Annotated in this window: 19 protein-coding genes and 2 tRNA genes; 4 read left to right on the top strand and 17 right to left on the bottom strand. The window is 62.5% G+C overall.

Annotated features, from left to right (window positions below; all coding sequences use genetic code 11):
• Window positions 1–12: 12 nt before the first annotated feature.
• The 11 genes from CU_RS07120 to CU_RS10350 all read right to left on the bottom strand — a co-directional run bounded on the left by CU_RS07120 (window position 13) and on the right by CU_RS10350 (window position 6977).
• The gene (locus CU_RS07120) at window positions 13–561 is read right to left on the bottom strand and encodes a bifunctional DNA primase/polymerase (protein WP_012360659.1); all 549 of its coding nucleotides are present in this window, start codon (window positions 559–561) and stop codon (window positions 13–15) included.
• Window positions 562–894: 333 nt separating this feature from the next.
• Window positions 895–1092, bottom strand: a complete 198-nt coding sequence (locus CU_RS11140) for an HNH endonuclease (RefSeq protein WP_371441306.1) — start codon at window positions 1090–1092, stop codon at window positions 895–897.
• 845 nt (window positions 1093–1937) lie between these two features.
• A complete protein-coding gene (locus tag CU_RS07110) occupies window positions 1938–2468 on the bottom strand; it encodes a hypothetical protein (protein WP_148264200.1) in 531 nt (176 codons plus the stop codon).
• Window positions 2469–2929: 461 nt separating this feature from the next.
• On the bottom strand, window positions 2930–3877 hold the full coding sequence (locus CU_RS07105) for an HNH endonuclease (RefSeq protein ID WP_012360657.1): 948 nt from the start codon (window positions 3875–3877) through the stop codon (window positions 2930–2932).
• 611 nt (window positions 3878–4488) lie between these two features.
• Complete coding sequence (locus tag CU_RS07100; RefSeq protein WP_012360655.1) at window positions 4489–4752, bottom strand: hypothetical protein; 264 nt, start codon at window positions 4750–4752, stop codon at window positions 4489–4491.
• Window positions 4749–5054: a hypothetical protein gene (locus CU_RS07095; RefSeq protein ID WP_012360654.1), complete on the bottom strand. Its 306-nt coding sequence runs from the start codon at window positions 5052–5054 to the stop codon at window positions 4749–4751. The genes CU_RS07100 and CU_RS07095 overlap by 4 nt, the downstream gene beginning before the upstream one ends.
• Window positions 5054–5503: a hypothetical protein gene (locus CU_RS07090; protein ID WP_012360653.1), complete on the bottom strand. Its 450-nt coding sequence runs from the start codon at window positions 5501–5503 to the stop codon at window positions 5054–5056. The genes CU_RS07095 and CU_RS07090 overlap by 1 nt, the downstream gene beginning before the upstream one ends.
• The gene (locus CU_RS07085; RefSeq protein WP_095075326.1) at window positions 5500–5883 is read right to left on the bottom strand and encodes a hypothetical protein; all 384 of its coding nucleotides are present in this window, start codon (window positions 5881–5883) and stop codon (window positions 5500–5502) included. Before CU_RS07085 ends, CU_RS07090 begins: the two co-directional genes overlap by 4 nt.
• 23 nt (window positions 5884–5906) lie before the next feature.
• Complete coding sequence (locus tag CU_RS07080) at window positions 5907–6329, bottom strand: hypothetical protein (protein WP_012360651.1); 423 nt, start codon at window positions 6327–6329, stop codon at window positions 5907–5909.
• Window positions 6316–6762 carry a hypothetical protein gene (locus CU_RS07075; protein ID WP_012360650.1) on the bottom strand — a complete coding sequence of 149 codons (447 nt, stop codon included), beginning with the start codon at window positions 6760–6762 and terminating at the stop codon, window positions 6316–6318. The genes CU_RS07080 and CU_RS07075 overlap by 14 nt, the downstream gene beginning before the upstream one ends.
• Window positions 6759–6977: a helix-turn-helix domain-containing protein gene (locus tag CU_RS10350; protein ID WP_012360649.1), complete on the bottom strand. Its 219-nt coding sequence runs from the start codon at window positions 6975–6977 to the stop codon at window positions 6759–6761. The genes CU_RS07075 and CU_RS10350 overlap by 4 nt, the downstream gene beginning before the upstream one ends.
• A 118-nt stretch (window positions 6978–7095) precedes the next feature.
• Between CU_RS10350 and CU_RS10345 the strand changes: the two genes are divergently transcribed.
• Window positions 7096–7407: a helix-turn-helix transcriptional regulator gene (locus CU_RS10345; protein WP_012360648.1), complete on the top strand. Its 312-nt coding sequence runs from the start codon at window positions 7096–7098 to the stop codon at window positions 7405–7407.
• On the opposite strand, the gene CU_RS07070 is transcribed toward CU_RS10345, so the two are convergent.
• Window positions 7366–7442, bottom strand: a tRNA-Lys gene (locus CU_RS07070). The two genes, CU_RS10345 and CU_RS07070, sit on opposite strands and share 42 nt — an antisense overlap.
• A 336-nt stretch (window positions 7443–7778) precedes the next feature.
• Between CU_RS07070 and CU_RS07065 the strand changes: the two genes are divergently transcribed.
• Complete coding sequence (locus tag CU_RS07065; protein WP_012360647.1) at window positions 7779–9002, top strand: L,D-transpeptidase; 1224 nt, start codon at window positions 7779–7781, stop codon at window positions 9000–9002.
• A 9-nt stretch (window positions 9003–9011) separates the two neighbouring features.
• Here the strand turns inward: CU_RS07065 and CU_RS07060 are convergent, their stop codons facing one another.
• Window positions 9012–9995: a phytoene/squalene synthase family protein gene (locus CU_RS07060; RefSeq protein WP_231837632.1), complete on the bottom strand. Its 984-nt coding sequence runs from the start codon at window positions 9993–9995 to the stop codon at window positions 9012–9014.
• Window positions 9996–10146: 151 nt separating this feature from the next.
• Between CU_RS07060 and CU_RS07055 the strand changes: the two genes are divergently transcribed.
• Complete coding sequence (locus CU_RS07055; protein WP_012360645.1) at window positions 10147–10356, top strand: heavy-metal-associated domain-containing protein; 210 nt, start codon at window positions 10147–10149, stop codon at window positions 10354–10356.
• On the opposite strand, the gene CU_RS07050 is transcribed toward CU_RS07055, so the two are convergent.
• Window positions 10353–10619 (bottom strand): PLDc N-terminal domain-containing protein, encoded by a 267-nt coding sequence (locus tag CU_RS07050; protein ID WP_012360644.1) that lies wholly within the window; start codon window positions 10617–10619, stop codon window positions 10353–10355. The genes CU_RS07055 and CU_RS07050 overlap by 4 nt on opposite strands.
• A gap of 179 nt (window positions 10620–10798) precedes the next feature.
• Here CU_RS07050 and CU_RS10630 point away from each other — a divergent pair.
• Window positions 10799–12141, top strand: a protein-coding gene (locus tag CU_RS10630) for an IS3 family transposase (RefSeq protein ID WP_407919457.1) whose coding sequence is annotated in 2 segments (ribosomal slippage) — window positions 10799–11240 and window positions 11240–12141 — 1344 coding nt in all. Because the reading frame shifts where the segments join, the coding sequence is not laid out codon by codon here.
• 56 nt (window positions 12142–12197) lie between these two features.
• On the opposite strand, the gene CU_RS07035 is transcribed toward CU_RS10630, so the two are convergent.
• From CU_RS07035 to cmrA, 3 genes are all read right to left on the bottom strand, one after another.
• Window positions 12198–12273: transfer RNA gene (locus CU_RS07035), tRNA-His, on the bottom strand.
• A gap of 182 nt (window positions 12274–12455) precedes the next feature.
• Complete coding sequence (orn, locus tag CU_RS07030; protein WP_012360641.1) at window positions 12456–13085, bottom strand: oligoribonuclease; 630 nt, start codon at window positions 13083–13085, stop codon at window positions 12456–12458.
• Between the two features lie 30 nt (window positions 13086–13115).
• A complete protein-coding gene (gene cmrA / locus CU_RS07025; protein WP_012360640.1) occupies window positions 13116–13961 on the bottom strand; it encodes a mycolate reductase in 846 nt (281 codons plus the stop codon).
• Window positions 13962–14022 lie beyond the last annotated feature (61 nt).

Genomic DNA, 14022 nt, shown 5'->3' with positions numbered 1-14022 from the left:
GGCTGGTCGGGGTTAGACGTTGAGCTCTTCGAGTCCGCCGTGCTGGTAGATGTCGCCGGTGGTGCGGATGAACCGGCCCCAGGAGTAGACCTCGAGGCCGCCCCGGCGGATTCCGGGGCCTTCCGGTCGTAGGCCGAAGATATGCAGCCCCTTACCGGATTGGCTGACTTCGATGAAGGCCTTTGGGTTCTTCGCGACGATCCGCGCGGCTAGTGGGGTGAGCTCGCCGGTGGCGGTGAAGCAATCATCGAGATCGATGCAGCCGAGCCCGTCGCCGAGCATGATGCCGTGGGCATCGTTTTCGACGGTGGCGAAGCGCGTCCATGTGGAGGGGTTGGTCGTGGATGCGGGCGCGCCGGTGATGGTGATGGGGCGTTTTCCTGCTGCGCGTGTCCACCGGGGGAGAGCCCGCATTGCGACGGGGTAGGGGCTGTTCGAGTTGGTTCCTACGGTCGTGCGGGCACGGGAGAGCCGCTTACGGCACCGTTGGCCGCAGGTCTTCGGCCACGGGCCCCGGCGCGGCTTGGTGAGTTCATCGCCGCAGGACTCGCAGGTTCTCATGCCCCTTATGTTACCAGGAAATAGGCTCTGGCCTGCTATTTGTCACATGTTTCTAGGTGATTCAAAAAGTGCGGATTAGAGGGGTTGGGAATCGCGGGGGTGCGAAAAAGTCGCGAGGGCGCTGAATTCGCGTCAGCGTCGCTCGGGGGATAGGATTTTTGGCAATCCTGTTTTTGGGGGTTGGAGAATTCCAGCGCGGGGGGATATCTACTGCAATGCCGTGTGCTATGCCCTGCAGGTTTGAGGGGGGCAACCCCCCGGGTGGTTTTGCCGCCAAACGTCACCCCCGAACGGGGGAGCGGGGTGCCAGCGCCCTCACCGGGGCCCGGAGGGCTACCACCGGCGGGCGTGAACCGAATCGAACTGCGAGAACCCAGCGCCTTTTTGCTGGTTACACAGAAGATGCATTGGTTGGAGCCTGCCGAAGTTTGAACCCCCGCGGGATACGGGGTGCACGTGATCCGCTGTCGGTGACATCGGGTGGGGGAACTTCAAGCGCTTATCGATGGGCTGACCGCACCAGGCACACACGATGTGCTGGCCGCTAAGAATGCGAGCACGCCGCGCCCGGTAACGCGAGTGAGCTGTACGAGACAGACCACTCACCTCCCGATACGCGGCGCGCTACGCACGTCACCATCTAACCCTCACGCACCGCCGCAATAACCAACCTCGTCACTAAAACCCTTGCGCATCGTAAAAGGCTGGTCACCACAGAAGTGGCGGCCAGCCTTAAACGAGAACCCGAGTTCAGCAACGAGACCAGAAGGCACCGAAGGTGTCGGAACCAAAATTGCGACGGTCAGCGATCATGCTTCCTCACATCATGACCGCTACAACACACCATAACCAACCATCTAAAAGCTATGTTCGCGATAACCACTGTCACCTGCGCTTTTGAGTAATCACATGCAACCAACCCAAGCAGTCAACAGTGCTTGAATCTCCCACGATCGCAGCGCCAACACCCGGCGACGATGAACCGCTCACGCCACGACCGACCACAACGCACCAACACCAAGCACAGGTGACGCTGCCACCTACTGCTGCCGACGGCTGCCAGCCTTCTAGCACGCGAGCACACACGACCACGCCACGAACCACGGCGCTGACCACCGTGCACCAGCAACCGACCACCCACCAGGCCACGCAGCCCACACACCAGGTGCGAGACCCACCAACGCGCGACCAGCGAGCAGCAACCATGTCGGCACTCCCACCAACACCGTCGAGTACGCGCAACGCGCCGCCACCCCTCGCTGCCCCGGCGTCCCGCCCCGTGCTGGCCCCCGTACCCCGGTGGGCCCCGGTGCACCCACCCCGGCATAGGGCACCCCGGTACACCCACCCCGCCCGAGGCACTGCGCCCCGGTGACCTACCGCCGGCGCTTCACCGCGAGCCTGGCCACCTCCGACGGAGAGACCAACACCCCCGAGTCACTGACCACAGACCCCACCCGGCCAGACCGCACCCACCCGTACACACTCGACGCCGAAACCCGAAAGCCCAACGAACCTAGCCCAGCAACCACATCAGCTACCGGCATCCACTCCCCACCACCAACGACCGCGCCCAGCGAACCCCGCCCACCCGTGTTCAGCAGAACACCACCACCGCCAACCTCCACCACACTAGAAGGAGCAGGCTCCACCACATCACGCACGGCACGCACCGCGCGCACCACATCCTCCAGCATCAACTCCGCCCACTCACACTCCGCGACATCATCAACCAAGTCAGCCAGCCACGCCGCCCGCACCTCGACCGACCGACCACCCGGAGCCGGAACCCCCGTCGCCTCAGCCACCGACCCACACCACGTGAAGACCACATCCTCCACCCGCTCCTTGACCGCCAACACCGACTCATCCACCGGAGCCCGCGACCCCGGACGCCTCGGAGCCACCCCAGCATTCTCACCAGACGGAGCAACACGAGGCACAAGAAACTGATCCAACTTCGGCACCAACACCACAGCATCACGCAACGCCGAAACCAACACGTACCTATCCGCAACATCCACGACACAAACCTCCCTCAAGAAGACACACCAACAGCCCCACACCAGAACCACACAGACAAGAAGCAGACAGACAACCTAAGAAGAAAACCTCACCGTAAGAGGGTGGTAACGGTAAGCCACCCCGTCCCGTCCCGTCCCGTCCCGTCCCGTCCCGTCCCGTCCCGTCCCGGCCTCCCAGCCGCGGGCGATGACTGTCCCAGCCTGTCCTGGGACAAAAACGAAAGCCCGGGCGGGCTGAAATGGGTACGCGAAAAGGGGCGTGGGGCGGAGCCCAAACACGCCTGAACCACAAGGGCAGCTGGTTGATCTAGAGGTGTATCACCGCAAGGGAGTGCCGCAGGTCGTTAACGCCTGCGACGCTTGCGGCGTCGCTTAGTCTCGGTGCGGGTGCCGGAATCATTGTCCAGGAATCCTGTCCCATTAGCGGGCCGCGTCTTCCTCACTGGATGTGAGGCCGCCACCTGCGGATCAACCCCTGCTGGCCTGGCAGGGGGTTCCGGAGACTGGACTCGACCAGACTCTGACTCAACAGCATTAAGTCCATTCGGACGCCCGTTCTTCGACGGGGACTCAACCTTGCCCAGCTCGCCATGGCTGACAAGCGGGTTCGGGAATCCCATTCGCGATGCCTCGGCGGCCACGATGCGTGGCCACACTGCCAGCTTCTTGCAAAGCTGGGCATCATAGATCGGCTGCTCTGGTGGGTCGAGCAACGGCAACTGCTCATCGGGGTCATCGAAGTCAGCGCGCAGCCGATTGCAGCCACGGCACGCCACGACGTAGTTCTCCGTCGTGGTCTCTGCTTCCACGTCCCGATGATCGAAGGTGCCGCCACCCTCGTGCCTATGGTCATCCCAATTGACCTGCTCCCCGCAGTAGCGGCATTCGCTACCATCACGGAGCAGCACTGGGACGACGAGGCTCGCCTTTCGCTGATCCCGTTTCCGCTTTGCGTTCAACAGCTTTTGATCGGACTTAATGAGGTGGACGAAGGAAGCCCGCTCCACGAGCCGCCACCGCCTTTCCCCATCAGCGTCAGCGACCTCGCAGATGCCGATCGTCACGAGATCGGCCAGCACCTGCTCCACTCGATCCACCCCACAGATCTCCACAGCAGCGCCCAAGGGCACCACGTAGTCAGTGAAGTTCTGGGCAGACCAAGCGAACATCGCCATCGCATGCCCACGTAGCTCGGCCACCAAGCGCCCATCACGACGATCCACAGCCAGCTCGCGAGCTTTCATCCACTCTGGTGCGGAATTGAATGTGTCAGATACACGAATCCACGCCATCAGCGCACACCTCCGAAACGGGGCTCCGCTAGGCGGTACTCACGCACAAACACCATCAGGGAATCCTCACCAGTCATCAACACAGAACACAAAACAATCGGGCCACGGAACGGCGGTCAGCGCTATCGCGCGCGGGGCACTACGGAGAAGCGAATCATTCGGCTACCTCCCTTTCCTCTTGCCCGCTCGGCGCGAGCGGGGTTTCGGGTTGTCCACTTCGATTCGGTAGCAGTTCCGGCACAATCCCCGCCGGTACTCGCGCGCCGCTAGATCATTGCTGCGGGCAGACGAGGATGTGGGGATGAAGTACCGGTGGCACCGATGGCACCGCCGCCTGCCGGGCTCTGGAGGCACCCGCCCGGCGACGACCCCATCGATGGCCCAGCCCTGGCGCTCCATGTCGTCGGCATACGCCTGACACGCGGCCAAGGCTGGGCATTCCAAGCACAGCTGCCGAGCCTTCTCGAAACGAGACACGCGGGTCACCCATGTCTCGTTTTCCGCGGTCTCCCACAGGCTCGGTGTGCCCGGCTTCGCTGACCAGGCCGGGGACATACACACCCCGAGCGGCTGCTCATGCGGGGGCAGGTCTGCCTGTGTGTAAGGGTCGTTCACCATAGCCACAGCGCTCGAAGGACGTTGAACACCACCAGGATCGCGATCTGGATAGCCACGACCGCCAGCAGCAGAATGACGAGGTAGTCCGCCCATTCCGGCAGTCGAGCCTGCTCGGCGTCATCCTGTTCTTGCCGGTCGATCTGTGCCGCGGGCGCTGGGGCTGGGGCTGGGGCAGCGAGGGGGAGGGGCATGCACTGCCGCTGTGCTCGACGAGCCTGTGGGATGGGCGTGCGCTCGAGGTGGGTGGTCGTGGTCATTTCTTCTCCTGCTGGTCGTGGGTCTGCTCGTTAAGGATTTTGTGAAGGTTGTCGAGGAGCTCTTCGAGGGCGTTGCGGGCCTTCTTGTCGATCCGGTCGGTGGTGGTTAGCTGCTTCAAGTCGGATACCTCTGCAAAGATTCGGTAGAACATCGGGCGGCGTTGGTGGTGGGGGAGGCTGTCCCGCCAACTGGCTGGCAGGTTCTGGCACAGATCCCCGTACGCCACGTGTGTGAGCTGCTGGCCGTCGATGACCACGGTGATTAACCGCCCGGACGGGATCCGCAGCTGACGTGTCCGCATTAGGCCCGTGGAAAGCTGATCTCGCCGCGCCAGTGAGCAACGATGCGCATTCCTTCACGGGTGATGCGGTCGGTGCCGTACTCCACGAGCGCGTTCTGGCGCAGCAGCTCGGTGTCTCGCGGGTCGATATCGCGGCCCTGGGCATAGTCGAGGAGCAGCTCCGTGACGGACGGGGGCAGTCGGTGGACGCTGCGCTCGGTATCGACTGGTGTCTGCATCGCCATGCCCTTCTGCGTGCACGCGATATAGGCGGACGTGTAGGCGATCGCGAGGTCTTCATCCATCCGACGGCAATAGGAGTCATCCTCCCCCTGGGCTCGCTCGAATGCGACTGCCGCCAGGCGGCGGAAGGTGTCGGCGTGGTCGATCCAGTCGGAGGCGGACTGGGTGTAAGCCTGCTCGCGGGCGGACTCAGCGGAAAGAGCGGGACGGTTGAGTGTGGTGGTCATGGTTGGGTTTCCTTCGTTGTTGCTGTGGTCTGGTTGTCGAAGATCACCTGGATGCAGTTGCAGGGTTCACCCGGGCTGGGATAGCGGCCAGGGGCATGCTCGGTGATCCGCACCACGCGTTGGTTTCGTCCGGCCAGCGGGTCGCTTTCCGGCACCAGCCGGACATTGGCTGGCACTCGATCTGCCCACTTGCTCGCGATGCGGTCCTTCACCTCGCGGGAGAGGAAGACGGCGAGCTCCTTGAGCATTTCGGGGTCGGTGTCGTCGGGGAATCGCTCACGGGTGAACCAGATCGTGAGAACAAGGCCGTAGCTGGCGTTGATCTCGTAAGCGTTGACCTCATAGCTCTTGGAGCCTGCGGGGTGGTTAGCGGGGATCATTAGGTGGTGGTTGGCGCTGGTAGTCACGGCTGGGCCCCGGGGGTGACTTGCTCCACGGCCAGGGTGACGATGATGGTGCGGTGGACCTTCGCCTGCGCGGTGCTCGGGGACTCGGAGACCTCCACGAAGCGGTACTCGTAGCGTGTGATCGCGTCGGTGGCGCCGTGGCCTGCCGGGAGGCGGCGAGAGGTGACTTTCTTCAATGGTGGGCGGTTCACGATGCCGGGGGTCTTGTCTTCGCGTACTGCTGCTGCGATCGCGAGCGCGAGCCAGGACACGAGCTCGGCGCTAGTGTCGGGCAGCTGCACAGTTCCGTCGATAAGCACGGTGATCTGCGTATTCGTGAGATTGGCTCTCCAACCGGCCGTGATTTTCTCGGGGGTGAGGTCGGTGAAGGGGCCGCCTTGGAGGAGGGCGAGGACTGCGCTCGGGTTAGGGATTGTCATTGGTGGCTCCTTCGGGGGTGGGGATGTAGATCAGGCAGGGCAGGTGGCGGGAACGGTCTTCATCAAACGGGTCGCCCAGGTCGACGAGGATCCGGAAGTAGGTGTCTTGATCGGTGCCCGTGGGCTCCGTGCGGAACGGGGTGAGCTCGACGCCGGGTCTTGGCTCTTCGTATGGCTCGGTGAAGAACAGGGCTGCGTTCGCGGCGCGGAAGATGGCGGTGCAGAGTCGCGGCAAGTTGTCCCGGTTGAGGGTCTTGACCTTGATCTCGTTGAGCACATGGGCCCTGATCAGCAGGGGCGCTTCGTCATCTGGGTCGTCGAAGGCTGCTTCAAGGCTGATCTCGATGTCTTGCGGCTCTATCCGCGTCCACGGGTATGTCTTGGTCATGTCCATGTAGGGGAGGGTGATTCGCCGGCTGAATTCTTGGGTCATTTCGGCGGCTCCGTTTGTGGTGCCTGGTCGGTGGTGTTTTCTCGCCCGGCGCGATCTGCCATCTTGCGGATCGTCTCGCCGTCGAAGAGGTAAGTGCCACGACCGGAAATCTGTTGCAGGACGGGGAGTCGTCCTTGTCGAGCCCGCCAAGTGACAGTGCTCAGTCCGATTCCTAATAGCTCGGCGACCTCTGAGGTTGTCAGAATTTCTCGCATGACTAGAAATTAGCTCAATGACTAATCTAAAGCAACTAAAATTTAGTCATTTAACTTAGCTGGTGAACTGACCAGCGGTTTTATTGCCAACTGTTAGCCAATGCGCTAACCTTTAGGCATGACGAAACCAGTAAGTAATGCAGGGATTATTCCCGAATGGGAGATTAAGCACCGACTGCAGCGGGCGCGGGAGATCGGAGGCTTCACGCAGACGGAGCTCGCGAAGATTGTGGGCGTTAGCCGGGCGACGCTCGCCAATGCGGAGCAGGGGGTCAGGACGCCTAAGCGTCCGCTGATCTCGGCTATCGCTTTTGCTACGGGAGTTGACCCGCGCTGGCTCGAGACAGGAAAAACCCCCGGCGGGAATGATCCCGACGGGGGTGGTCAGTGGTGGGCCATCAGGGATTCGAACCCCGGACCCACTGATTAAGAGTCAGTTGCTCTAACCAACTGAGCTAATGGCCCATCTTGCTGCGAGGTGAACACTGCTTTGCATGTGCTCTCCGTGGCAACGAGATGAAACTATATTAGGCTTTTTAAAACTTGGCAAATCGCCTGGTCGTGGCGCAAAACCAACGGCTTCATAACAGTGTTCTAACACTTGCCACGTTGAACATCCGGTTTGTCTGCCTGACCGGCTAAGCTAACCGGGTATTAAAAATTGCCAGCGGACCCGCCGCCCATCACCGTGGCAAGGGGCCGCACCAACTGCTGTCGATCGTTTCCAATGCCCGCCCATCGTGTGAGCGGACATCACTGGGGAAGGCTGGAAACCGGCAGCGCCCTACCTGGGAGCCCATGATGTCCTTTCTTTCGCGAATCGGTCAGCGCCAGGCCGGACGTGTATTGAACCCTCGTCGCGCCATCGTTGCGGCTGTCGCAGCAGCCAGCCTCGTCACGCTCGGTGCGTGCACGATCGACACCGACCGTTCGGAGGGTGACACCTCCGCCACGGAGGAAGCGCAGGAGAAGAAGGTCGGAATCACCGCATCCGTGAAGGACGGAGCCGACGGCGTGAACCCCACCGAGACGGTGACGTTGACCTCCGACAAGGCACTGTCCGACGTCAGCCTGATGGATAGCGCGGGAAACACCATCGAGGGCAAGCTCAACAAGGACAAGACCGAATGGCGTAGCACGGCCGGAATGGAATACGGCTCGAGCTACACCCTCACGGCGACCAACGGTGCGACGGACCTGAACCAGACCTTCACCACGATCCAGCCCAATGTCCTGACCAACGCTTATCTCGCGCCGCTGGATGGGGTCACGGTCGGTGTGGGGCAGTCCATCGCGCTGAAGCTCGACTCCGTTCCCACAGATCGCAAGGCTGTCCAGGACGCGATCAGCATCAAGACCGAGCCGAAAGTGGAGGGTGCGTTCTACTGGATCAGCAATACTGAGGTTCGCTGGCGCCCGGAGCACTACTGGAAGCCGGGAACCACGGTCACCGTGGACGCGAAGTTGCGCGGCGTGGACCTCGGCGACGGCCTCTACTCCGCGGACGACCGCAAGGCGAAGTTCACCATCGGTGACGATGTCCGCGCCGTCGTCGACGACGCCGCGAAGACGATGACCGTGACGAAGAACGGTCAGACGTTGAAGACGATGCCGACGTCCAACGGCCGCGATAACACGCAGTGGGCCACCCCGAATGGCGTCTACCAGATCGGCGACCAGTATGAGGCGCTGACGATGGACTCCAATACCTTCGGCTATTCCGAAGCGGAGGGTGGGTACGTCACGGACGTTTCTTATGCGACCCAGATGAGCTACTCCGGGATCTACATCCACGCAGCCCCATGGTCGGTGTGGGCGCAGGGCAGCCAGAACACCTCGCACGGCTGCATCAACCTGTCGATGGAGAACGCGAATTGGGTGTACCAGAACTTCAAGCGCGGGGACATCGTGACGGTGAAGAACTCCACGGGGCCCACGCTGCCGGGCTACGACGGCCTGGGGGACTGGAACATCGATTGGGCGACCTGGAAGGCCGGTAACGCCGGCGACGGCCCGCAGTACTAAAACGGAGGCTTAGGCACGCCACGCCCGGGCTGCGGCGCGGGCGGTGACCGCGGCCTTGCGGGGTGCGGAAACCCGAATCCGGCCCGACATGATCTCTGCGACGCTGGCCTGGTCCAGTAGCTCCGTGAGCTCCGCGAACAGCGCGTGAGCGGCCGCAACTCCCGCTCGCGCGGTGGCAGGCAGCAGGCTAATGGCGCTGTTTGCCAGGGCGAGGTCGGCGCGGATATCCGCGATATGGGCAGCCTTCTGCTGCGCGGTCAGGGGAGCGGGGGCGGGGGTCTCGCGTGGGGTGGAACTGGTGGCGTTGTTCGTGTGAGACGGATCGCCCGGGCTGGCAGGCTGGTCGGTCATCGCCTCGCCCGAGACGTAGTTCCGGCCCAGCTTCTGGGTGTCCTCGGCCATGTCGCGGAGGAAATTCACTTTCTGAAAAGCCCGCCCCAAGGCCAGCGCTCCCTCGTTGGCCTGGCTGCGGCGCTGCGCGGACCACGGGCGCCCGCGACCGGCGGAGTCCGCGGCGAAGATGGCGTTGCACATCAGTCCAATGACCTCGGCGGAACCGTGGACATAGGAGTCGACGCTCGCGGCGTCGTGAACCGCGACGAGGGTGTCCTGGCGCATCGAGGTGAAGAAGTCCCGCAGGTCGGCGTCCTCGAGCCCGCACTCGTTGGCGGTGCGGGCGAAGGCGTGCAGCACCAGGTCCGTGCTGAAGCCGCGGTCGCAGGCCTGGTATACCGCCTGCTCGTAGGCGTCGAGGCAGGCGCGGGTGGCCTCGGTGTTCAGACCGGCACCGGCGGCGACCCCGTCGACGACCTCGTCTGCCACCCGCACCATGGCGTAGAGGTTGCGCACGTGGGTGCGCACCGGCTCGCGCAGCAGGGAGGAGGCCATCGAAAAGCTGGTGGAATATCCCCTAATGACCTCAGCAGCCGCGCGCTGGGCTACGGTGGCGTACTTCTCCGTGGGGCTGGGGTGCGGACGGTGGGGAAGCTTCATGATGGATCTGACTCTAGCCCACCGGGTGCAGCCGACCATCGCCCGCATCTTCTGGGCAGTCCCGCGTAGGCTGGTGGTGCTCCAGCGGGGGCGCTCCCTGCGCTCACGTTAAGGAAAGCGAAGCAAGAAAAAGAGAAAGGGATGAGCAGTCATGGCTGCACAGGTTTACAAGGTTGAGGGCATGAGCTGCGGGCACTGCGAGGCCGCGGTGACCGAGGAGCTCTCCGCGCTGGGCGGGCTCAGCGACATCGCTGTGTCCGCTGAGAAGGGCACCGCCACCTTCGATAACGACGGCACCGTCAGTGAGGAGCAGATCATTGCCGCTATCGACGAGGCTGGCTACGACGCGGCGCGCGCCTAAACCTGCTGGCGCTGTTGCCGGTTCCTCCGGTTCCGCGTGAACAGGTAGACCACCGAACCGAGAATCGGAAACACCAGGATCGCGAGGAACCACAGCAGGGCGGCTCGGGGCGTGTTCTGATCCTTAAACAACAGGATCAGCGCAGTTGCTAGCAGGGCGACCCAAGCGACCGCCAGCCCTGCCCACAGGAGGTCATATGCCGGCGGAATCGTGTTATCGCCCTCCATGGGGAGGGAATCGCCAGCGGCGAGGAGATGCATCATGGCCTAACTATAACGCTGTGGGGCCAGCATGCAGGCCTTCAATGCGTAGCGGGGGCAGGCGAGTAGCTCCGTGATCGCGCGGGGTCTTACGGCAACGAAAAATCCCCGGCAGGTGAATGAACTGCTCCCCATTAGTTGGACTGAGAAATCAGTTACCGACTAGTGGGGAGCAGTTTCCATTGAGAGCACGAAGTTCGCTGAGTAAGCAGCAGCGCGAGCAGTTGGTTGAACTATTTGAGCAAGGCATGGGTTATACAGCCGCTGCCAATGCTCTTGGTGTCTCCAAGTATGCCGCCCGTACGCTGCGTCGTCGGTTTCAGCTGCATGGCAAGCTATGTCTTGTGGAGAAACCAACTAAACAGCAGTACTCGTTCGACATCAAAAAGGAAGTTGTCCAACGCTACCTTGCCGGCGAGACAAGAATGGATCTTGCCCGCGAGTTTGGCCTGTCGTCAGACCAGCTCGTCAAAGATTGGACCAGGAAATGGCGCACAGGCGGCGATGACGCGTTGACACCGAAACCGAAGGGCAGACCCAAAGGCTCGACCGCACCGAAGCAGCTTACAGAAGAAGACAAGCTTCGCCGTCAGATCGCGCGGTTGGAAGCGGAAAACGCTTACTTAAAAAAATTGCGGGACTTGAGGAACCAGGGACACGCCTGAAAGTCCAGGCGATTGTCATCCTCAAGTCACAGCATCGTCTGCAATACCTTTTGGATGCGGCAGGCATGCCGAGGTCGACGTTCTTCTACCACCAGAAACGCCTCAACAAACCGGATAAGCACGCAGCACTCAAAGCCGCGATCCGGGAGTGCTTCGAACGGAACAAGCATCGCTACGGCTATAGGCGAGTCCTACTTGACCTGCGCAACCAAGGGTGGGTGGTCAACCACAAACTCGTGTACAAACTCATGTACGAGATGGGGCTTCGAGCCAAGATCCGCCAGCGCAGGCCCTATGTTTCCTACACTGGGACGATCAGCCACATCGCTGACAACACGCTTGACCGCAGGTTCACCCCAGATAGGCCGAATACCGTCTTTGTCAGCGACGTCACCGAGTTCAGGGTCCAAGGCCGCAAGGTCTACCTGTCACCGGTGATGGACTTGTTCGACCGCTCGATCGTTGCCCACACTGTGGCTACATCACCGTCGACAGCGTTGACCACCGATTCTTTGTCCAAGGCGATTGCAGCGTGTGCACCTGAACCCGGGTGGATGATGCACACCGATCAAGGCTTCCAGTACCAGCATTCCTCGTGGCGCAATCTGATCGGCGACAACGGCGGTGTTCAGTCGATGTCGCGTAAAGCCAACTGTTACGACAACGCGGTCATGGAGAACTTCTTCGGGCACTTGAAAACCGAGATGTACCACGGTGAGGTCTTCGACACGGTCGCAGAGTTCAACCAAGCGATCGACGAGTACATCGGGTGGTACAACACCGAACGCGTCCAACAACGACTCAAGGGCCTGACCCCGATGCAATATCGGAATCAGACCCTTGAACCCCTCACCGCCTAGAATTAAACCAGTCCAACTTTCGGGGGCTAGTTCAGAACCCTGCCGGGGATTTTCTCTGGGGTGACTGACGGGACTCGAACCCGCGACACCCAGGATCACAACCTGGTGCTCTACCAGCTGAACTACAGTCACCATCACTGCTCTAAGACAGCGAGAACTATATTAGGCCAGAACCACAAAAGCGCCAAAACGCCAGCGTGGAGGCCCCGGAACCTGGAAGCTCCCCGCCGTGCAACCGCGCAACAGTGACCCCGCGGAACGCGGCGTCGTCCTTATGAGCGAGCGCCGAACGAGCACCAAACGATTTCCCTGGCCTAGGCCCAGGGCTCGACCGCTGCCTCAGCGGCCGCCAGGATCTGCCCCTTATCCGGGCCGGGCGCGTCGACCATGATCGCGTGCCGGTAGAACGCGAGCTCCTGGATCGACTCCTGAATATCCGCCAGCGCCCGGTGGGAAAGCCCCTTCTGCGGCTGGCCCGCGTACACCTTGGGGTACCAGCGACGGGCGAGCTCCTTAATGCTGGAGACGTCGATCATGCGGTAGTGCAGGAACTCGTCCAGCTTCGGCATGTACTTCGCGATGAAGCGGCGATCCGTGCCGATGGAGTTGCCCGCTAGCGGCGCGGCCCGCTCGACCTCCACGTAACGCTGTACATACTCCAGCACTTGCTGCTCCGCCTCCGCGAGAGAGAGCGTGGACTCGCGGATCTGCTCCGTCAGCCCCGAGCGGGCGTGCATGTTCTGCACGAAGTCATCCATCTCGGCGAGCTCGTCCTCGGTGGCGTGGATGACCAGGTCGATGCCCTCGTCGAGGGGGCGCAGTTCGGCGTCGGTGACGATCACCGCGATCTCCACCAGGACGTGGCGGTCGGGGTCCAGGCCGGTCATCTCGCAGTCTGCCCAGACGATGCGGTCGTTCTTCGCTACCTGATTAGGGGTGGACACTGTGTTCCTTGGGTTCCTTCGTTCTTGCTTTTAGTTCTGCTGCTTCTTTGCCGCGTCCTCCGCCGCGACCTCGGCGGCCATCTTGCGGTAGAGCTTCGCCATGATCGGCGCACTCACGCGACGGGGGACGTAGGTGGACAGGAAGTTCATCGCCTTCGACAGCGGACCGGGGACGACGCGCAGCTTGTTCGCGGCCAGCGCCTCCAGCGTTTCGATGGCGCAGTCCTCGTAGGTGGTCCAGATGAAGTCCGGCACAGCCCGATCCACGCCGGTCTTCTTCTCTTCCTCCTTGACCGCCTCGCGCACGGGGCCCGGTGCCAGCAGCGTGCACTTGATGCCCTTGGGCTTCAGCTCGTAGTGCAGGGCCTCGGTGTAGGTGTTGACCATGGCCTTGGTGCCCACGTAGGTCGCGTTGCCGGGGATCGCCATGTTTCCGGCCGCGGAGCCGACGTTGACGATGCCGCCCTCGCCACGGGCCAGCATCCGGGGAAGGACGGCGGCGGTGAGCTCGAACAAGGCGGTGGCGTTCAGCTCGAACTGGGCGCGTTCCCCGCCGTAGTCCAGGTCGGTGAAGTCGCCGAAGGTGGCGATGCCGGCGGAGTTGATGAGGATGTTGACGTCCAAGTCCTCGACCTCGGCGATGAGCTCCGCGCGGGCGGCGGCGTCGGAAAGGTCAACAGAACGGATGCGAACGTCCCGGCCGGGCAGCTGCTCGGCGATGGCCTCCATCGGCCCGGTGGAGCGGGCGACGAGGATGAGGTCGTGGCCACGGCGCCCCAGCTCGAGGGCGAGTGCCTCGCCGATACCGGAGGATGCGCCGGTGACGAGGGCGAAAGCGCCGGGCTGGGGGCGGGGGATGTTGTGCTCGGTAGTCAAGAAGGCTCCTCACGTTGGCGGATGGGGGCGCGGGCTTAAGCCTGCGCGGGGTTTCCTGCTC

The sequence above is a fragment of the Corynebacterium urealyticum DSM 7109 genome, assembly GCF_000069945.1.
Lineage (GTDB): Bacteria > Actinomycetota > Actinomycetes > Mycobacteriales > Mycobacteriaceae > Corynebacterium > Corynebacterium urealyticum.
Note: the sequence above shows the minus strand (reverse complement) of the source record. Positions and strands in the feature narration are given on the sequence as shown.